We start from the raw sequence: 18,020 nt of genomic DNA on the forward strand, positions 1-18,020 counted from the left end.
GTTATGCCGCCACTCGCTGCTTTTCTGCCAGCCGGCTGCGGCCATAGAGCACCACAATGGCCAGGATCGCCACGGCCTGTGCGCTCAACGAGTACGCATCGGCGTGGATGCCCAGCCAGTCGAAGTCAAAGAACGCCACTGGCCGCGTGCCGAAGATGCCGGCTTCCTGCAACGCCTTGACGCCATGCCCGGCGAACACCACCGACAACGCGCACAACAGCCCCGCATTGATGCCGAAAAACAGCGCCAGCGGCAGTTTCGCCGAACCGCGCAGGATCACCCAGGCCAGGCCCACCAGCAGCACCAACGCCGTGGCACCACCCGCCAGCACCGCGTTGTGCCCGGCCGGGCCCGCTTGCAGCCACAGGGTTTCGTAGAACAAGATCACTTCGAACAGCTCGCGGTAGACCGAGAAGAACGCCAATATCGCAAAACCGAAACGCCCACCGCCGCCCACCAGGCTGCTCTTGATGTAGTCCTGCCACGCCGCGGCATGGCGGCGGTCGTGCATCCACACGCCAAGCCACAGCACCATCACACTGGCGAACAGCGCCGTGCAGCCTTCGAGCAATTCGCGCTGGGCGCCGCTGACATCAATCACATACGCCGCCAATGCCCAGGTGGCCAAGCCGGCCAATAGTGCCAGGCCCCAGCCGATGTTGACGCTGCGCACCGCCGATTGCTGGCCGGTGTTGCGCAGGAACGCCAGGATCGCCGCCAGCACCAGGATGGCTTCCAGGCCTTCACGCAGCAGGATCAGCAGACCGGAAATGTAGCTCAACGACCAGCTCAAGCCATCGCTGCCCAGCAAGCCTGCGGACTCGGTGAGCTTGCCCTTGGCCACGTCCAGGCGCTGCTGCACCTGCTCGATCGGCAGACCGTCCTGTAACGACTGCCGGTAAGCCATCAGGGCCTTCTCGGTGTCCTTACGCACGTTGGCATCGACGTTATCCAGTGAGCTTTCCACCAGCTCAAAGCCTTCCAGGTACGCCGCCACCGACAAATCATAGGCTTGCTCGTGGTCACCGTTACGGAACGCTGCGAGGCTCTTGTCCAGGGTGCTGGCGGTGTAATCGAGCAACTGCGCCGGGCCACGCTTGACCTGCGGCGGTTGCGCACGCTGGGCGCGGAAGGTCGCGGCAGCGGTTGGGCCGTTTGCGGCCAGCACTTCATTAGGCGTCTGGCGGGCCAGGTCGGCGAGGTTGAAGGGCTGCTCGCTTTTCGCCGCAGCCGGGTCGGCGGTGAAGCCGGCGATGTAGGTGGCCAGGTCCCAACGCTGGCGGTCGTCCAGTTGGTCAGCAAAGGACGGCATGTCAGTGCCTTCGACACCCAGGCCCAGGGTGTTGTAGATCGCGTAAAGGCTCAGGCGATCCAGGCGCGCAGCATCCGTCAAGTTGGCCGGAGGCGGCGTCATCCCCACGCCGGCCGGACCATCGCCGGCACCGGCAGTGCCGTGGCACACCGAACAGTGCTGGGCGTAGAGCGGTGCGCCGCGCGTCGGGTCGGGCGTGATGGCCGGGGCTTGGCTGACTTCATACGCGACTGCCAGCTTGGCGCCCAACTGGCGTGCCTGGCGAGCGACGGTCGCGCCGTCTGCATGAGCGGTGACAGCCGCCAGCAGTTCCTCGACCCCCTTCACCAGTTCCGCGCGCTCAGGCTTTTGCGGCAAATCCGCCACCAACCCCTGCAAGACCCCAAGAAACTCCACCTGCTCGCGGTATTCCGAATCATCCACCACCTTGCCCGCCTCTACCGTCGGTGGGTAGTCGGCGCCAATGTAGTCCAGCAGATGCAGGGCTTGTGGAGCGCCCTCGGCAGTCGCGGCCAGCAGGTTGAAGCTGCACGACATCAATGCCGGCAACAGCAGCCAGGCGAGAAAACGGAAGGGGCCAGTCATGAATGAATCTCAAGTGGAAATACGAAGTAACACATTGTTAAGCGTTAAAGGGTTTGACTCAAGGCGTTAGTGATTTGTCGTGTGGGCGGACGGGGCATTTTGGAGATGGGTTACTGGCATCGCTGTCAGCTCAATCGAGGCAAAAAGCCATTGTTTTGCCAGTAACGATGCTTATAATGCCGCGCCCTGTTAGTGCGAAAGGGAATTTCGTTCCTCGGTTTTATGAGGAATAACCATATTGGTTGACTACTTTCAGGGAAGAAGTGACATGGTTTTTCGCGCCTTACCTCCGCTCGCGCTCGCGGCAGTCACTTTGCTCAGCGGCTGTTCAATGTTCCGCAGCTACGACGCCGAGCTGCAAGCCACCAACCAGCAACTCGCCACCGGCAATGTCGACGCCGCCCTGACCCTGCTGGAAAAGAACAACACCGGCGAAGACAAAGACCTGCTGTATTTCTTCGAAAAGGGCGAGTTGCTGCGGGCCAAGGGCGACCTGACCGGCAGCCAGACCGCCTGGCGCAGCGCCGACCTGCAAGTCTACAAGTGGGAAGAGTCGGTCAAGTTCGACAGCGCAAAATACCTTTCCCAGTTCGGCAGCTTCCTGGCCAATGACAAGGTGCGTCGCTACGAAGGCTATGACTACGAAAAAGTCATGCTGACCACGCAGATGGCCCTGAACCTGCTGGCCTTGAACGACTTCGACGGTGCACGCACCGAAATCAAGAAGACCCACGAACGCGAAGCGGTGATCGCCGACCTGCGCGACAAGGAATACCTCAAGCGCGAAGACGAAGCCGAGCAACAGGGCGTGACCACCCAGATCAAGGACCTGCACGGCTACCCGGTGCAGGCCCTCGACGCGCCGGAGGTGGTCGGCCTGAAGAACAGCTACCAGAGTGCGTTCAGCCATTACCTGGCCGGCTTCGTCTACGAAGCCCTGGGCGAAAAAGACCTGGCAGCCCCCGGTTATCGCAAGGCCGTCGAGCTGCGCCCTAACACACCACTGCTGGAAAAAGCGCTGCTCGACCTGGACAAATCCAAGGTCGGCAGTGACGAAACCGACGTGCTGATCGTAGTGCAGAGCGGCCTCGCACCCGCCCGCGACTCGATCCGCCTGCCGCTGCCGATCCCGATCAATGGCAATCTGGTGATCACCCCGCTGTCGTTCCCGGTGATCAAGGCCGACACCTCCACAGCGACCTTTGCCCAGATCGGTGTCGACGGCCAGCAACAGAACCTCACGGCGCTCAACAGCACCACGGCCATGTCCCGCCGCGCCCTGCGTGACGACATGCCAGGCATCATCCTGCGCACTACCGTGCGTGCGGTAAGCCGTGGTGTGGCGCAGAACAACCTGAACAAGACCAACCCCATGGCAGGCCTGGTACTGGGTATCGCCTCGGCCGTGACCGAAGGCGCCGACACCCGCACCTGGCGCACCCTGCCGGACATGACCCAAGTCACGCGTCTGCGCCTCAAGCGTGGTGAACACCAGGTCAGCCTGCCCAACGCCCTGGGTGGCACGCTGGTAACGATCAAGGCCGACCAGCGCTACCAGGTGATCACCCTGCGCGTGGTCGGCAACCAAGTGTTCGCCGGTGGCCTCGCCGCCCATGTGCTGCCCGGCACGACAACCCAGGCCATCGCCCTCAAACAACCTTAAGGAGCACCCTATGCGTCACTTTATCCTCGGCGCACTGGCGCTGGTCCTGCTTGCCGGCTGCGCCACCCCGCCACCACCGGAGCCTGGCAGCGCCGCGAGCAAGATCGTGGTGATGGGCAAGTTCAAGGGCATCGCGGTCGGCGCCATTCGTGTGGCCCGCGAGAACGGCTTCCTCACCGCCAAGGTGCAACTGAGCAATATCACCAGCAGTAACCAGATGATGTATTACCGCTTCGCCTGGCTGGGCGCCGATGGTTTCCCGGTGGGCGATGAAGAGACCTGGAAAGTGCTGAACCTGTACGCCAACCAGGCGACCTTCCTGCCCGCCATTGCCAATGTGCCCCAGGCCGCGGACTTCCGCCTTGAAGTCAAAACCCCTTGAGCCGTTCATTCTTTTTGCTGCTGAGAGATTTCCCCATGCTTGCACGCTTCTCGATTCTCGCCGTGGTTGCCGTCCTGGCCAGCGGCTGCGCGAATACCTCCCCGGTACTGGGTGGTAAAAACATCAGCTACGGCGACACCAAGGCCGTGGAACTGGTGACCAACGAGTTCGGCTCCACCGACCTGCAGATGATCGCCGAAAGCATGACCCGCTCCCTCGCCCAGTCCGGCATCCTGCAAGGCCGCCCGGTGGTGCAGGTGTATGACGTGAAGAACAAGACCAGCGAGTACATCGACACCCGTGAGATCACCACGTCGATCAAGACCCAGCTGATGAAGACCGGCACCGCACGCTTCGCCAGTGACAACACCGACATGCAAAGCCAGGTCGACCAGCTCAAGCTGCAGAACCAGAGCGGCTTGTATAAGAAGTCCAGCGTCAGCAAGACCGGCAACATGGTCGCCGCCAAGTACCGCCTGGAAGGCTCCATCAGTTCCATCGTCAAGCGCAGCTCGGACTACAAAGACGTGTTCTACAAGTTCAGCCTGCAGCTGATCGACGTCGAGAGCGGCCTGGCCGAATGGATGGACGAAAAAGAAATCCGCAAGACCACGGAGCGCTAGGCAATGCGTGCATGGATCGGTTTGATCGGCCTGTTGTGCGCCTTTGGCGCCTCGGCTGCACCCAAGATCGCGGTGACCGACCTGGCCTACCAGGCGCAGGTCGAGGAGTACATCCACCAGGTTTCGGCCAGCAACAACTTCCAGGCAAGCAGCTACAACGCCAGCGGTGCATCGAACTACAGCGAGTACGAGAGCCGTAGCAGCTACATCGAACAAACCGAGCTGCGCAAGTTCAGCGGTGATATCAAGGGGGAGATTCTCAAGTCCCGCCAGTTCCAGCTGGTGCAGGGCACGCCCTACACCGCCGATGCCAAGGGTGACGTCTATGACGTGATCAAGCGCATAAAGGCCGGTCACTTCAAGGGCGCGGACTATGTGCTGTTCGGTACGCTGTCAGACATCGACTTCACCCAGGACATCAACGCCCTGGACCACACCAACAGCTACTCGGCGGTGCTGGGCCTGACGCTGGTGGCGGATTTCAGCCTGATCAACACCCGCACCTACGAAATCACCTCGGCGTTTACCGCCATGGGCGAAGGCCAGGACACCAAGCTGGTGAACAGCCGCGACATACGCGTGAGCCTGAACCGGCCGCGGGTGGTGAAGGAAGTGTCGAAGGCGCTGGGTGAGGACGTGGCACGGCAACTGGCAGAACAGTTGGGCGGCGGCTATCAAGAGCCTGGCCAGCCGGTGTTGCGCAATAACCTGCCAAGGGATGAAGCGCCGAAGATCCTGCGCTGAAGGGTAATCCTTTGGAAACACACAACCCATGTGGGAGGGGGCTTGCTCCCGATAGCAGGGTGTCAGTCAGCTTAGCTGTAACTGAGACACCGCCATCGGGAGCAAGCCCCCTCCCACACTTTTAACTCGGTTTCTTCAGAGGTACCGAGGTTTACGCCGTTGCGCGATGCAAGCTGGCCAGGAAACCCGCAGCCCCCACGAACAACCCGGCAAACGTGCGGTTCACACGCTTCTGCTGCTTAGGCGTGCGCAACAGGCGCAAGACTTTCGACGCCAACCCCGTATACCCCGCCATCACGATCATATCGACGCTGATCATCGTCGCACCGATGATCAGGTACTGCACCAGCAACGGCGCCTGGGGATTCACGAACTGCGGCAGCACCGCCAGCATGAACACCAGGGCCTTGGGGTTGCTGGCGTTGACCAGGAAACCACGGAACATCATCGCCATTGGCTTGCCGAGCGGGCGTATCGCCGCGTCATCGGCCATGTCCATGGGCAAGGCACGCCATTGCTTGACGGCCAGGTACACCAGGTACGCCACGCCAAACCACTTGATCGCATAGAACGCGGTCGACGACGCCGCCAGAATGGCACCCAAACCGCCCGCTACCACGGCAATCTGCATGGCCAGGCCCAGTTGCAGGCCAATGGCGTTCCAGTAACCGCGCAGGAAGCCGTATTGCAGGCCGCTGGACATCGAAGCGATGGCACCGGCGCCAGGGGAAAGGGAGATGATCCAACTGGCCAGGAAAAAGGCCAGCCACGTGTCGAGTGCCATAGCACACCTCGGGGAAGAGTCAGCGATTGTCGGGCCTTAAGCTAACTCCGCCGAGCAGAGGCTGGCTATAGATTTTTACACGCGGTAAATGCTAGCGGTCGCCAGGGAACACATGGGTGCCGGGCCAACGCCGCACCGAGCGCTGGAAGAACAGGCTGTTAGGCACCTGTACGATGGCGCTGTCGGTGCCTGCCGCTTCCACTTCGATCAGTGTGGTGTAGAGCAAGTTGATCGCCACTACCCTGCCCTTCACGCCGGGCTTGTCGACGGTATCCACCAACTCGACGATGTCACCGAGGCGAAACGGTCCGACGGTAAAGATCAGGATCGCACACAGCAGGTTGGACAACACCGACCACATGGCGAAGAACGCCACTGCCGCCACTGCGACAAACCCCGACAGCGCGGTCCACAACACCGTGGCGGACACACCCAGCCGGCCCAGCACAAAGATCAACGCACTGCCCATGATCAGCCAGCGCAATCCGCCACGCAGGGGCATCAGCAGTTGTGGCGGAAACGGGTAGCGCTCACCCAGGCGCGTCAGGCCCTTGGCGACAAACCGCTGGGCGAGGTAGCCGGCCAGCAGGATCAGCAGGATTTGCACGCCGATCCATACAGGCTCGATCCATTGCGCAGGCAACGGCAGTTGCAAGGCTTCCATCAGGACAGCGCCTCCAGCTCCGCTTGCAGGGTTTCCAGCAGTTCGAGGGCTTCCATCCAGGTTTCCTCCAATTGCCCTTCGCGCACCTTGAGCCTGGCCTGTTCGGCCAGCAGGTCGCGCAGCTCATCCTTGCGCGCAGCCTCGTACACGGCGCTGTCGCCCAGGCTGGCTTCGATCTTGGCCAGGCGCTCGTGCACTTTGCCCAACTCGGCCTCAAGCTTGTCGGCTTCGCGCTTGTGCGGCGCCAACTGCTGGCGCAGTGCGGCAGCGGCCTGGCGCTGGGCTTTCTTATCGGTCTTGTCCGGGTTGACCGGGGTGTTGCTGACCGGCGCATTGCGCAGGCGGTAGTCCGTGAGCCAGCGGGCGTAGTCGTCCAGGTCGCCGTCGAACTCTTCGACCTTGCCATCCGCTACCAGCAGGAAGTTGTCGGTGGTGCTCTTGAGCAAGTGGCGATCGTGAGACACCACCAGGACCGCACCGCTGAACTCCTGCAAGGCCATGGTCAGCGCCAGGCGCATTTCCAGGTCGAGGTGGTTGGTCGGTTCGTCGAGCAGCAGCAGGTTAGGGCGGTCCCAGGCAATCAACGCCAGGGCCAGGCGGGCTTTTTCGCCGCCGGAGAAGTTCAGCACCGGCTCATCGATGCGCGCGCCACGGAAGTCAAAGCCACCGAGGAAGTCGCGCAGGGTTTGCTCGCGCTCGGTCGGCGCCAGGCGTTGCAGGTGCAGCAACGGGCTGGCCTTGGCGTCGAGGGAGTCCAACTGATGCTGGGCGAAGTAGCCCACCACCAGGTTCTCGCCACGGGTCAAACGACCGGCCAGGGGTTGCAGCTCGCCCGACAGGTTCTTGATCAGCGTCGACTTGCCCGCGCCGTTCGGGCCGAGCAAACCGATGCGCGCACCTGGGGTGAGCTGCAGCTTGACCTTCTCCAGGATGGTTTTCTCGCCATACCCCAGGCGGGCATCCGAGAGGTCCAGCAACGGGCTGGAGATTTTCACCGATTCGCGGAACACAAAGTCGAACGGCGAATCGACGTGGGCCGCCGACAGTTCTTCCATGCGCTCCAGGGCCTTGATCCGGCTCTGGGCCTGGCGGGCCTTGGTGGCCTGGGCCTTGAACCGGGCGATGTAGCTTTCCATGTGCGCGCGCTGCGCCTGCTGCTTCTCGAACGCCTGCTGCTGCTGGGCCAGGCGCTCGGCACGCGCCCGTTCGAACGCGGTGTAGCCGCCACGGTAGAGCGTGATCTTCTTCTGTTCGACGTGGGCAATGTTGTCGACCACGGCGTCGAGGAAGTCCCGGTCGTGGGAAATCAGCAGCAAGGTGCCCTGATAGCTCTTGAGGAAGTCCTCCAGCCACAGGATCGCATCGAGGTCCAAGTGGTTGGTCGGTTCGTCGAGCAGCAGCAGGTCCGAGGGGCACATCAGCGCCTGGGCCAGATTAAGGCGCATGCGCCAGCCACCGGAGAAGTCGGCGACCGGACGATCCATCTGTTCGTTGGTGAAGCCAAGACCGGCAAGCATCTTGCGGGCGCGGGCGTCGGCGGTGTAGCCGTCGGCGCTGTCGAGTTCCGCGTGCAGGCGGGCCTGGGCGGCGCCGTCCTGGGCTTTCTCGGCCTCGGCCAGGTCGTGCTGCACCTGGCGCAGGCGCAGGTCGCCATCGAGCACGTAGTCGATCGCGATGCGGTCCAGGGTGTCGATCTCCTGGCGCATATGGGCGATGCGCCAGTCGGCCGGCAGCAAGCAGTCCCCGGAATCCGGGGTCAGCTCACCCAGCAACAGGGCGAACAACGTGGATTTGCCGGCGCCGTTGGCACCGATCAGGCCGGCTTTGTGACCGGCGTGCAGGGTCAGCTCGGCGTCTTCGAGAAGACGTTGCGGGCCACGCTGTAATGTTAGGCTTTGAAGTCGGATCATAATGGCGGCGGAGTCTACCAGCTTCGTTGGCCGCTGGCTTGGGTGTGAATATGAACGCTGACCTGTGGAGCTTTGCTCTCTCGACTTACGCCCGCCCGGGCGTCGAAGCCGCCTGCCTGCGCTTGCAGGAGCAAGGGGCGGACGTGTGCTTGTTGCTCTGCGGCGCGTGGCTGGAACAGCGGGGCGTGGCACTTGAGCCGGAGCGTATGCGCACCCTGCAACAGCTGGCCCGGCCGTGGCAGGCGCAGGTGATCGAACCCTTGCGGCAGTTGCGTGTGCAATGGCGTGCCAAGGTGCAGCAGGATGAGCAACTGGCGGCGCTGCGCGAGCGGGTCAAAGCCCTGGAACTGGATGCCGAACGGCAATTGCTGACGCGCCTGGAAGCGTTGACGCAGGCATGGCCGAAAGGGGAGATGACTCAACCGCGGTGGTTGGAAGGACTGGCGGCTGAGGATGCCGCCAACCTTGACCATGACGCGCTGCAGCAGCTGCGCGTCATGATCACCGGCACTTAGGAAGCGCTGGTTGGGGTGGTGCTTGGCGCTACCGGTGCAGGGGTGCTGCTGGCCGATGCGGTTGGAGCGGTGGTCGCTGCCGGGGTAGCAGCAGGTGCTGCTGGCTTGGCCGGTGCTGGTTTCGCAGCAGCAGGCTTTGCAACTGGCTTGGCGGCTGGCTTTGCAGCCGCAGGTTTGGCAGCCGGTTTTGCAGCAGTAGGTTTGGCGGCTGGTTTGGCGGCAGTGGTTTTAGCTGCTGGCTTCGCGGCCGGCTTTGCAGCAGCGGTTTTAGCAACTGGCTTCGCGGCTGGTTTCGCAGCAGCGGTTTTAGCCGCTGGCTTCGCGGCTGGTTTCGCAGCAGCGGTTTTAGCAACTGGCTTCGCGGCTGGTTTCGCAGCAGCGGTTTTAGCCGCTGGCTTCGCGGCTGGTTTCGCAGCAGCGGTTTTAGCAACTGGCTTCGCGGCTGGTTTCGCAGCAGCGGTTTTAGCAACTGGCTTCGCGGCTGGTTTCGCAGCAGCGGTTTTAGCAACTGGCTTCGCGGCTGGCTTTGCAGCAGCAGTTTTGGTCGCTGGCTTCACGGCTGGCTTTGCAGCAGCAGTTTTGGTCGCTGGCTTCACGGCTGGTTTTGCAACAGCGGTTTTAGCCGCTGGCTTGGCTGGCGCTTTAGCCGGAGCACGGGCACCCAGCACTTTAGCTACGGCTTCCTTCACACGACCAACACCCTGGGCCAGTTTCAGGCTTTCTTGAGCATCTTTTTTGAGTTGGGAAATGTAGGTGCGGGTTTCAGCTTGACGATCCTTGAGAGCATCCAGCAGGTCTTCGAGTTCTTTTACCGCGTCTTTGGCTTTGGCTTGTGCCTTGGCCTTGCCGGCAGTGGCGGCGTCTTGCAGTTTGGTGCGGGATTTGTGCAGCTTTTCTTGCGCTTTACCGCGTTGTTTTTCCAGCTTGGCGAGCAGTTTTTCTGCATCGGCCAACGCTTGGGAACATGCGCTTTCCAGATGTTCGAGCAAGCTGCCCGACAATTGTTGGAGTAAATGCAACGGGGTATTTACAGGCTTCTGTTTGGCCGACATGGTTTACCTCCTGGCTGACGTGGGTGCGGCTCATACTAGCCCTCTGCTCTTACCGCCGCTAGGGCATGTTGACAGTATCGTTTGCGTTGCGTTGCAACGTGCGAAAATTCTTATCGATATAACGAAAACACGCGGCACTTTTTACGCACTCGCACTGGCATAATCCGTCGCACTTTCGGCAGGAGAATGCCCATGTCGCGTTACCTTTTCCTTGTGCTGGGCCTGGCGATTTCCACGGCCAATGCGAGCGAGCAATCACCGTCAAAAACCACGCCCCAAGACCAGCACGACCTCGCCTACAGCCTGGGCGCCAGCCTCGGTGAGCGCCTGCGCCAGGAAGTCCCGGACCTGCAGATCCAGGCCTTGATCGACGGCCTCAAGCAAGCCTATCAAGGCAAGCCGCTGGCGTTGGATAACACGCGCATCGAACAGATTCTTGCCGAGCACGAAGCGCAGGCCGAAGCCGACGCCCAAGCGCCTAAAAGCGAAAAGGCGCTCGCCGCCGAGCAGCAGTTTTTAACCAGGGAAAAAGCCGTGAAAGGGGTGCGCGAGTTGGCCGATGGCATCCTGCTCACGGAACTGACACCCGGCACTGGTAACAAGCCTGGCGCGAATGATCAGGTCCAGGTGAACTACGTTGGACGATTGCCCGATGGCACGGTCTTCGATCAGAGCACACAACCCCAGTGGTTTCGCCTGGACAGTGTGATCAGCGGCTGGAGCAGCGCGTTGCAGCAGATGCCGGTCGGGGCCAAATGGCGCCTCGTGATCCCATCGGCCCAAGCTTATGGAGGCGACGGTGCCGGCGAGCTGATCCCGCCGTATACGCCACTGGTATTCGAGATCGAATTACTCGGCACCCGTCATTGAGCCAATAAAAAACGGTGCGCCATGCGCACCGTTCTTATCTCGCCCGCAAAGGTCAGGCCTGGGGGACAGCTTCTTCCTTATGGGCGTTGTGGAGCACTTCGATCAGGCAATCTTCCAGTTCGAAACGCTCATGGAGCAGGCCACCCAACTCCTTGAATTTCTCAGCAACGCACTGGCCGGCATCACACAGGTCGGTGAACGCCAGCAGTTTCTCAGTGATGACATCGATACGCGGGTAAAGGGTCTCGGCCAGTTCCAGACCACGCTTATCATCGAAGGCTTCCGCCTCTTTGGTCAACTGCTCGTAGACACCGAAATGGCCAGCAGACACATAGTCCACCAACACTTCACAGAACTCCTGCAACGGCTTGCGATTCTCAGCCAGGGCCTCGGGCTTGGCGCCGAGAGCATCAAAGGCCCGAACCAGTTCGTGACGTGCCTTCAACCAGCTGTCGATCAGCTTGTGCACCCCACCCCAGCGTTCCTGAGCATTCTGACAACTTTCCAGCATGATGATCTCTCTTCCCTATAGGGGCGCTGCCGCCTGATGCCCGCGCAACACTTCAAGGATAAAACAGCAGCGGGACAAGGCCGCGTCTGACAAACGGTTTCAATAACGCGTGCGGGCCAGATTATGCCCCCATGACTATGGCTTCAAGGTACGCAGGAGAGAAAGTTCATACAAGTGTTTAATCCCGTCCTACAAACTGCGGCCTCCGATCAGTGGCCCGCTGAGCGCAACGGACGGCTCAAGAACAGTCGGGAAAATTGCATGACACCGAGGATCAACATGCCCAGGAAGAACAACAGGCTCCACTCGGGAAGGCTCAGGTCAAATAGCGTCCAGCTTATTTCCATACAATCGACCGTGCCTTCGACCGTCAATTGCAACGCCTGCCACAGCGACAGGTTCTCGAGCATGTGACTGAGACTGGGCCAGCAATCGGCGGCCTGATCCGCTGCGGCATTTTGCAGCAGCACCTGGCGTACGGCGGTGATGGCACCCAGCAACGCACAGACCATGCTCGTAAACCCGTACAAGTAAAAAGTGGAACGCCTGGGGTTGTGGATAGCGGCGACCAGATTGATCAGCGTGAAGGCAGCCAGAAAGGCCCGTTGCATCTGGCACAGGAAACAAGGGCGTAACGAGGCACCGAACTCAAGATAGAAGGACGCACCCAACGTCAGCGCACCCGCCATGAACGCAAGGAAAAACAAGGAGCGTGAAGGGGCCAAAGACATGCTTTATCCGCATCGCGAGAGATAGGTCGTTACGTTAGAGGAAAGGCCTGACCCCTTTCAATACGCGCCAGAGCAGACGATTCCGTGAGAACGTAGGGACATCCCGTCAGAGAATGGAAGACTTGAAGCGCATGAACGTAGGAGTTTGCTTCAAAGCCCCTCAGGGCCGGCATATGCGCAGCATTGAAGGGCTGGTCATCAGAAATATCTGAGCCAACCCTAGACTTCTTCCTGCATCAAACTCGGGCAGGAACTGGCAGCGGAGACGCCAGCAAGCGGTTATCCAATAAGCCCAGGCCTTCCTGGAACAACTGGTTGCTGCGCTCGGTGTCGCCCAACTGCGCCAACAGCCGCGCCAGTTCGGCACAGGCCTCGGGATTACGTTGCACCTGCAGGCTGCTTTCCAGGTAATCACGCGCCTTGCCCCACAGGCTGTTTTGCAGGCACAGACGACCCAATGTCAACAACAGGCTGGCATCGCCCGGGTGGTCCTTTAGCCAGCCCTCGGCAAACTTCAATTGCCGGGCAGGATCACTGCCGCGCAGCAGGCCGTAGAGACGAATCAGGTGGCTGTCGTAGCCGCGCTTGATGGCACCGCGCAACGCCTCCTCCGCCTTGGCATCGGCGCCCAATTGACGCAGTTGCTCGGCATAGGCCAGGACCAGTTGCGGCTCCTGGCGCTGGGCGGAAGTGAGCTGTTGCCAGGCCCGCTCAAGAGACTGCAGGCCGGCTTCGCCCTGCTCTTCGCGCTGGGCCGCCAGGCTCAGGTTCTCCCCCCAGGCACGCCGCTCCAATTCGGCCAATTCGCCGGCGGGCAGTACCTTATCCTTGCGCAGCTCCGGCAACAGGCGGATTACCGACGACCAGTCGCCACGCTGCTGGTGCAGACGCTGCAATTGGCGCAGCACTTGGCCGTTGTGGGGATGACGCTCGTGCATGGCCTGCAAGGTGGTGAGCGCGCCGTCAGTATCGCCACGGTCCAATTGCAACTGCGCATGGCTCAAGGCAACCGCCAGCTCGGCCTGGGGCTGACGCTCCAGGGCGCGCTCGAGCAAACCGTCCGACTCTTCATAACGGCCCTGCTCATTCGCCGCCCGGGCCGCGCCCAGGTAGTACAGCAATGGCTGGCGCTCGGCTTCGGCGGCACGGTGCAGGTGACGTTCGGCACTGGCCCAACGGCCTTCGGCGAGGTCCATCTGGCCCTGTTCAATGGCGATCTGCACGCGGCGACTGCGGTTACGTCGTGACCACGGGTTGACCACGCCACCCGAGGTGGTGACCAGGCTCAGCAATACGCGGATCAAGTAGATAGCCAGGGCGAAGACAAACACCGCCACCACGGTAGCCCATAGGCTCGACTCGTAGTGCAGCACATGAGGATAGGTAATCAGCACGTAGCCGGTGTGTTTCGAAATGCCCACGGCCAGTGCCAGGGCGATTGCAATCGCCAGCACCAGGATCACATAGAAACGCTTCATCGGCTCTACTCCTGCTTCGCCGACGTGGCCGCCGGCGTGGATGCCGCCTTGGCTTCGTCAGCAGACAGATGACGACGTTCGAGGTACGCCTGCACCGCAGCCAGGCTCGCCGCCAGGTCCGGGGTCACCACCGAGACAGCCTTGGGCTCAAGCTCGGCGATACGCGCCAGCATCGCCTTGCTCTGCGGGTTGTCCTGGTTGAAGTTGTCCTGCAACACGCTGCGAGCCTCACCCAGGGAGCGGCTGTACACCGCCGATTCACCATTGAGCGCCGCCCATTGTGCTTGCTCCAGGGCCAGGCTGAGGGCCAGGCGTACCTGGTTCAGGCCTTGACCGGCGAGCAGTGGACGAATGTTGTCGTCGGGGTTGAAGTCGATGCGGAAGTAACGGGAAATCTGCTCCCACCACTGGCTCCAACGGCTGTCCGTATCGGTGCTCGGACGCCCCTGGGATGCGGGCTCGGTCAGTTGATACTCAGGGGCAATGGCCGCCAGTTGCACGACCTGATCACGCAAGGCCGCCAATTGCAGATACAGCCCGGTGCGATCCGGCTGCTCAGTACTGCGCAACGCGGCAAGGCTCTTGGCCAGCTGCTCGCGGGCAGCGTAGGAGCCCGGATCGCTTTGCTCGCGAAGAATCTCGTCGGCGCCCTGGACGAGGGCCTGGGCGCTGTTGATGTCTTGCAAGGCAGACAAGCGCAAACTCGCCAGGCGAATCAGGTGCTCGGCCTCAGCCAGGCGCCAATCCTTGCGGCTGGCACCCAGCACGGTTTCCAGGCGCTGGCTCAAGCGCTGCTGGTCACCCTGCAACTGGGCCACCAGCCGACGGCGCTCCTCAAGCTCATCCGCACCCGGCAGTTGCGCCAGGCGTGCAGCCAGTTGTTGCTGGCTTTGCTTGAGGGCCTGGGATTGGTCATCCAGGGTCTGCACTTGACCCAGTTGGTGCTGGCTGCTGGCTTGCAGGGCACGAACCTGCCAGAGACCCCAACCGCCGGCGGCAACACCCGCAGCGCCAAGCAGCAGGGCGACAACTGCCAGGCCATTGCCGCGGCGCGGCGCGGTGACCGGTGACTCAACCGACGCATCAAGTGCGGGTTGGGTTTCATCTTTAGGCAAGGCTGTTTCGCTCACGTATCCGTCCTTTGCGTATCAGAGAGTGGGAACGGCATGACTCCGTAACGCCACTAACAAAGCCGCGGCACTCGCGCCGCGACAATCCACAACTTTTTCTGCGCCAGCGGCCCGCGCCATCTCGGCGACTCGCGGGCTGGGCACGAACAACGGCAGCTGCGCCACCTGTGGCCAATCGGATCCGGCCAGGGCCTGCAGGTGCAAAAAACCCTGCCCACTGCTGACCACCAGGCCGTTCAAGCGTTCCAACTGGATGTGCCGGGTCAGTACACCGGTGTCGTAGGCCGGAAGGAAACGACGATACAACTCCAAGTAGTCGACACTAGCACCTTGCTCGCGCAAACGCTCAGCCAGCAGCTCCCGCCCCCCCTCGCCGCGCAGGATCAACACCCGCGCACCGGGCCGTGCGATAGCCTCGCGCAACGCAGGCAATTGAAGCAAGGCCTCGCTGTCGTCGCCGGTTTGGGGATAGTGAACGGGAAGGCCGTGATCAGCCAGGACCTGCGCGGTGGCCGCACCGACGCTGAACCACGGCAGTTGCGGCCAGGCTTGATCCAACTGCTGCACGGCAAGCCGCGCGGCCGGTTTGCTCACCACGATCACTGCACAGTAGCGGCCAAGATCACCGAAGACGGCCTGTTGTTCGGGGGTAACGGGTAACGGTTCGATGTCCAGCAAAGGCAAGCTGCTGCTGAAGATACCGGCTTCGGACAACGCCGCCGCCAGGGCCGCCGACTCCTCGGCAGGCCGTGTCAGCAGCACGCGCCAACCGGTCACTGCGGGCCGGCCTCGCCGTAGACTTTTTGCAGAATGGCGCCAGCGCCCTTGTCCAGCAGCTCTTCAGCCACCTGGACACCCAGGGCGATGGCGTCACGCTGCGGACCACGGATTTCAGCAGTCAGCAGAGTGCCCCCATCCGGATCCCCAACCAGGCCACGCAGCCACAGGTTTTCACCTTCGAGCACGGCGTAGCAGGCGATCGGCACCTGGCAGCCACCGTTGAGGTGCTTGTTCAGGGCGCGTTCGGCCGTGACACGCACTTCGGTCTCGTAGTGATCCAGGGGGTTGAGCAACGCGTGGATTTCACGGTCGGCAGTGCGGCATTCGATGCCCACGGCGCCTTGCCCGCCAGCAGGCAGGCTGTCTTCGACGCTGATGGCCGAGGTGATGCGGTCTTCGAAGCCCAAACGGATCAGGCCGGCGGCGGCGAGGATGATCGCGTCATACTCACCGGCATCGAGCTTGGCCAGGCGGGTGTTGACGTTGCCGCGCAGGAAGCGAATCTGCAGGTCCGGACGACGGGTCAACAGCTGTGCCTGGCGACGCAGGCTGGAGGTACCGACAATGCTGCCCAGGGGCAGGTCATCCAAAGACGCAAAGGTATTGGAAACGAAGGCGTCACGCGGGTCTTCACGCTCACAGATGCAAAACAGGCCCAGGCCTTCTGGGAAGTCCATGGGCACGTCTTTCATTGAGTGCACAGCGATGTCGGCTTCGTTTTCCAGCAGCGCGGTTTCCAGTTCCTTGACGAACAGGCCCTTGCCGCCGATCTTCGACAGCGGCGAGTCGAGCAGCTTGTCGCCGCGACTGACCATGGGCACCAGGGTCACCTTGAGGCCGGGATGGGCCTGCTCAAGGCGTGCTTTGACGTATTCGGCCTGCCACAAGGCCAGGGCGCTTTTACGGGTGGCGATGCGGATTTCGCGAGAGGACATGGATCAATCCGTACTGAATAGATACGGCAGATAATAACAGCTCAGGCAAATACGCTTTGATTTGAATCAGCAAGTGCGGGGCCTCCCTGGCCACGTCGCACCGGGATAATGAATGCAGGCTTGCCAAAACCCTCGGGCTAAAGCTGCTGCATCATCTTGCGCACGCCGGCGACATGGCGCCGGCTGACGATCAACGCATCCCCGTTAAGCCCTTTGAGGAATAACTGAAAGTGCCCGAGGGGCGTGCGCTGCAGGCGCTCGATTCGCTCACGGGCCACCAGCGCGTTCCGGTGGATTCGCACGAAGCGGTCACCGAACTCATCCTCAAGGGCCTTGAGCGGCTCATCGAGCAACACTTCGCCAGCCTCATGCCGCAGGGTCACGTACTTGTGATCGGCAATGAAGTAGACCACCTGGTCCAAGGGGATCAACTCGATGCCTTTGCGTGTGCGGGCGCTGATATGGCTGCGCGGCCCGTTGCCGCTTTGGGCGGCTGGCTGGGTCAGGGCAGCGAGTTGGGCGCGATTGGGACGTTCGGCTTTCTTCAGGGCCCTGAGCAAGGCCTCGGCAGTCACTGGCTTGACTACGAAGCTGACACCACTGGCTTCCAGTGTCTGCGCGGCAAACTCTTCTTGCGCGGCACACAACACCACGGCAGGTGGCGATTCGCGCTCACTCAGGCGGGCAGCAACTTGCAGGCCATCGAGGCCCGGCATGCGGATATCGAGCAACACCACGTCCGGCTTGAGGCTGTCGATCAACGTCAACGCCTCCTCGCCGCTGGTGGCACTCGGTTCAAGGACTGTATAACCCTCGAGTTCACTGACCAAACGGCTCAGTCGCTCGCGGGCTTGGGGTTCGTCATCAACGATCAGGACATTCATATAGCGCTGGATTCCTGCGTGAGTCTCGCACAAGGATAGCGTAGACAGGTGCGGTGACTTGCGTCACAGCGATCCACGCTAAGACTAGCGCGAGCGGCAAAAAGTGCCCTGACAGCGGCACCCATATTTACCCGGACCTGTTCAATAGCGCCCAAGACCTGCTGCCTTCGGGCATCGTCGTAGGGTTTGCTGATACACAATCCGAATACCCCCCTTTTAAATGGATAGTCAGGCTCTGACCGCATTACCCGACTTTGGTGCATTCACACACTATCAGTCCAACTGTAGACGCTCGCCGAGACGATATTGCTCAATCGTCAAATATCGTATCAATAAGCACCTGTCTCCAGTCTCGTCCCGGACGCGGTCGGCGGCAAGGCACTTAGCCATCCTTTGCACAAATAAAAATGCCGACGACCCGCGGCACCGCCTCCAAGGGCAACCCTGTTATTATCGCCGGCACACTT

The 18,020-nt window shown here is 61.6% G+C and carries 18 protein-coding genes and 1 pseudogene; 6 read left to right on the forward strand and 13 right to left on the reverse strand.

What is annotated here, in order from left to right:
- Position 1: 1 nt before the first annotated feature.
- Positions 2 to 1,897 (reverse strand): cytochrome c/FTR1 family iron permease, encoded by a 1,896-nt coding sequence (locus BFQ01_RS20450; protein WP_065926667.1) that lies wholly within the window; start codon positions 1,895 to 1,897, stop codon positions 2 to 4.
- 268 nt (positions 1,898 to 2,165) lie between these two features.
- On the opposite strand from BFQ01_RS20450, the gene BFQ01_RS20455 reads away from it, so the two are divergent.
- The 4 genes from BFQ01_RS20455 to BFQ01_RS20470 are packed head-to-tail and all read left to right on the forward strand — an operon-like array spanning position 2,166 to position 5,309.
- Positions 2,166 to 3,560, forward strand: coding sequence for a COG3014 family protein (locus tag BFQ01_RS20455; RefSeq protein ID WP_065926668.1), 1,395 nt, complete (start codon positions 2,166 to 2,168; stop codon positions 3,558 to 3,560).
- Between the two features lie 10 nt (positions 3,561 to 3,570).
- The gene (locus BFQ01_RS20460; protein WP_015886478.1) at positions 3,571 to 3,942 is read left to right on the forward strand and encodes a YcfL family protein; all 372 of its coding nucleotides are present in this window, start codon (positions 3,571 to 3,573) and stop codon (positions 3,940 to 3,942) included.
- Positions 3,943 to 3,977: 35 nt separating this feature from the next.
- The gene (gene lpoB, locus BFQ01_RS20465; RefSeq protein WP_027608342.1) at positions 3,978 to 4,565 is read left to right on the forward strand and encodes a penicillin-binding protein activator LpoB; all 588 of its coding nucleotides are present in this window, start codon (positions 3,978 to 3,980) and stop codon (positions 4,563 to 4,565) included.
- A gap of 3 nt (positions 4,566 to 4,568) precedes the next feature.
- Positions 4,569 to 5,309: a penicillin-binding protein activator LpoB gene (locus BFQ01_RS20470; protein WP_065926669.1), complete on the forward strand. Its 741-nt coding sequence runs from the start codon at positions 4,569 to 4,571 to the stop codon at positions 5,307 to 5,309.
- Positions 5,310 to 5,460: 151 nt separating this feature from the next.
- Here the strand turns inward: BFQ01_RS20470 and BFQ01_RS20475 are convergent, their stop codons facing one another.
- The 3 genes from BFQ01_RS20475 to BFQ01_RS20485 form a co-directional block, all read right to left on the reverse strand.
- A complete protein-coding gene (locus BFQ01_RS20475; RefSeq protein WP_027608340.1) occupies positions 5,461 to 6,093 on the reverse strand; it encodes a LysE family transporter in 633 nt (210 codons plus the stop codon).
- Positions 6,094 to 6,184: 91 nt separating this feature from the next.
- Positions 6,185 to 6,757, reverse strand: coding sequence for a mechanosensitive ion channel family protein (locus tag BFQ01_RS20480; RefSeq protein ID WP_003176850.1), 573 nt, complete (start codon positions 6,755 to 6,757; stop codon positions 6,185 to 6,187).
- On the reverse strand, positions 6,757 to 8,667 hold the full coding sequence (locus BFQ01_RS20485) for an ATP-binding cassette domain-containing protein (RefSeq protein WP_065926670.1): 1,911 nt from the start codon (positions 8,665 to 8,667) through the stop codon (positions 6,757 to 6,759). Before BFQ01_RS20485 ends, BFQ01_RS20480 begins: the two co-directional genes overlap by 1 nt.
- Before the next feature lie 50 nt (positions 8,668 to 8,717).
- On the opposite strand from BFQ01_RS20485, the gene BFQ01_RS20490 reads away from it, so the two are divergent.
- On the forward strand, positions 8,718 to 9,182 hold the full coding sequence (locus BFQ01_RS20490) for a TIGR02444 family protein (RefSeq protein WP_065926671.1): 465 nt from the start codon (positions 8,718 to 8,720) through the stop codon (positions 9,180 to 9,182).
- On the opposite strand, the gene BFQ01_RS31780 is transcribed toward BFQ01_RS20490, so the two are convergent.
- The gene (locus BFQ01_RS31780) at positions 9,179 to 10,234 is read right to left on the reverse strand and encodes an AlgP family protein (protein ID WP_083244916.1); all 1,056 of its coding nucleotides are present in this window, start codon (positions 10,232 to 10,234) and stop codon (positions 9,179 to 9,181) included. The two genes, BFQ01_RS20490 and BFQ01_RS31780, sit on opposite strands and share 4 nt — an antisense overlap.
- Positions 10,235 to 10,426: 192 nt before the next feature.
- Here BFQ01_RS31780 and BFQ01_RS20500 point away from each other — a divergent pair, with 192 nt between their 5' ends.
- Positions 10,427 to 11,104 (forward strand): FKBP-type peptidyl-prolyl cis-trans isomerase, encoded by a 678-nt coding sequence (locus BFQ01_RS20500; protein WP_065926672.1) that lies wholly within the window; start codon positions 10,427 to 10,429, stop codon positions 11,102 to 11,104.
- A gap of 52 nt (positions 11,105 to 11,156) precedes the next feature.
- Here BFQ01_RS20500 and BFQ01_RS20505 read toward each other — a convergent pair whose 3' ends face one another.
- From BFQ01_RS20505 to BFQ01_RS33430, 8 genes and pseudogenes are all read right to left on the reverse strand, one after another.
- A complete protein-coding gene (locus BFQ01_RS20505; RefSeq protein ID WP_027608335.1) occupies positions 11,157 to 11,615 on the reverse strand; it encodes an Rsd/AlgQ family anti-sigma factor in 459 nt (152 codons plus the stop codon).
- Positions 11,616 to 11,824: 209 nt separating this feature from the next.
- The gene (locus BFQ01_RS20510; protein ID WP_065926673.1) at positions 11,825 to 12,346 is read right to left on the reverse strand and encodes a disulfide bond formation protein B; all 522 of its coding nucleotides are present in this window, start codon (positions 12,344 to 12,346) and stop codon (positions 11,825 to 11,827) included.
- A gap of 236 nt (positions 12,347 to 12,582) precedes the next feature.
- Positions 12,583 to 13,824, reverse strand: a complete 1,242-nt coding sequence (locus BFQ01_RS20515; protein WP_065926674.1) for a heme biosynthesis protein HemY — start codon at positions 13,822 to 13,824, stop codon at positions 12,583 to 12,585.
- 5 nt (positions 13,825 to 13,829) lie between these two features.
- Positions 13,830 to 14,954, reverse strand: a complete 1,125-nt coding sequence (locus tag BFQ01_RS33000; RefSeq protein ID WP_065926675.1) for a uroporphyrinogen-III C-methyltransferase — start codon at positions 14,952 to 14,954, stop codon at positions 13,830 to 13,832.
- Between the two features lie 18 nt (positions 14,955 to 14,972).
- The gene (locus tag BFQ01_RS33005) at positions 14,973 to 15,731 is read right to left on the reverse strand and encodes a uroporphyrinogen-III synthase (RefSeq protein WP_065926676.1); all 759 of its coding nucleotides are present in this window, start codon (positions 15,729 to 15,731) and stop codon (positions 14,973 to 14,975) included.
- Entirely contained in the window at positions 15,728 to 16,669 is a 942-nt protein-coding gene (gene hemC, locus BFQ01_RS20530) for a hydroxymethylbilane synthase (protein WP_065926677.1), read from the reverse strand. The genes BFQ01_RS33005 and hemC overlap by 4 nt, the downstream gene beginning before the upstream one ends.
- A 137-nt stretch (positions 16,670 to 16,806) precedes the next feature.
- Entirely contained in the window at positions 16,807 to 17,553 is a 747-nt protein-coding gene (locus BFQ01_RS20535; RefSeq protein ID WP_065926678.1) for a LytR/AlgR family response regulator transcription factor, read from the reverse strand.
- A pseudogene (locus BFQ01_RS33430) lies at positions 17,550 to 17,666 on the reverse strand (sensor histidine kinase); the annotation flags it as partial. The pseudogene BFQ01_RS33430 and the gene BFQ01_RS20535, both read right to left, overlap by 4 nt.
- Positions 17,667 to 18,020: the final 354 nt, after the last annotated feature.

It is taken from the genome of Pseudomonas sp. 8 R 14, from assembly GCF_900005955.1.
GTDB lineage: Bacteria > Pseudomonadota > Gammaproteobacteria > Pseudomonadales > Pseudomonadaceae > Aquipseudomonas > Aquipseudomonas marginalis.

What these genes read in the sequence shown, in the direction of transcription:
- BFQ01_RS20450 (WP_065926667.1), bottom strand. Translation starts at nt 1,897, where the DNA reads ATGACTGGCCCCTTCCGTTTTCTCGCCTGGCTGCTGTTGCCGGCATTG.
- BFQ01_RS20455 (WP_065926668.1), top strand. Translation starts at nt 2,166, where the DNA reads ATGGTTTTTCGCGCCTTACCTCCGCTCGCGCTCGCGGCAGTCACTTTG.
- BFQ01_RS20460 (WP_015886478.1), top strand. Translation starts at nt 3,571, where the DNA reads ATGCGTCACTTTATCCTCGGCGCACTGGCGCTGGTCCTGCTTGCCGGC.
- lpoB (WP_027608342.1), top strand. Translation starts at nt 3,978, where the DNA reads ATGCTTGCACGCTTCTCGATTCTCGCCGTGGTTGCCGTCCTGGCCAGC.
- BFQ01_RS20470 (WP_065926669.1), top strand. Translation starts at nt 4,569, where the DNA reads ATGCGTGCATGGATCGGTTTGATCGGCCTGTTGTGCGCCTTTGGCGCC.
- BFQ01_RS20475 (WP_027608340.1), bottom strand. Translation starts at nt 6,093, where the DNA reads ATGGCACTCGACACGTGGCTGGCCTTTTTCCTGGCCAGTTGGATCATC.
- BFQ01_RS20480 (WP_003176850.1), bottom strand. Translation starts at nt 6,757, where the DNA reads ATGGAAGCCTTGCAACTGCCGTTGCCTGCGCAATGGATCGAGCCTGTA.
- BFQ01_RS20485 (WP_065926670.1), bottom strand. Translation starts at nt 8,667, where the DNA reads ATGATCCGACTTCAAAGCCTAACATTACAGCGTGGCCCGCAACGTCTT.
- BFQ01_RS20490 (WP_065926671.1), top strand. Translation starts at nt 8,718, where the DNA reads ATGAACGCTGACCTGTGGAGCTTTGCTCTCTCGACTTACGCCCGCCCG.
- BFQ01_RS31780 (WP_083244916.1), bottom strand. Translation starts at nt 10,234, where the DNA reads ATGTCGGCCAAACAGAAGCCTGTAAATACCCCGTTGCATTTACTCCAA.
- BFQ01_RS20500 (WP_065926672.1), top strand. Translation starts at nt 10,427, where the DNA reads ATGTCGCGTTACCTTTTCCTTGTGCTGGGCCTGGCGATTTCCACGGCC.
- BFQ01_RS20505 (WP_027608335.1), bottom strand. Translation starts at nt 11,615, where the DNA reads ATGCTGGAAAGTTGTCAGAATGCTCAGGAACGCTGGGGTGGGGTGCAC.
- BFQ01_RS20510 (WP_065926673.1), bottom strand. Translation starts at nt 12,346, where the DNA reads ATGTCTTTGGCCCCTTCACGCTCCTTGTTTTTCCTTGCGTTCATGGCG.
- BFQ01_RS20515 (WP_065926674.1), bottom strand. Translation starts at nt 13,824, where the DNA reads ATGAAGCGTTTCTATGTGATCCTGGTGCTGGCGATTGCAATCGCCCTG.
- hemC (WP_065926677.1), bottom strand. Translation starts at nt 16,669, where the DNA reads ATGTCCTCTCGCGAAATCCGCATCGCCACCCGTAAAAGCGCCCTGGCC.
- BFQ01_RS20535 (WP_065926678.1), bottom strand. Translation starts at nt 17,553, where the DNA reads ATGAATGTCCTGATCGTTGATGACGAACCCCAAGCCCGCGAGCGACTG.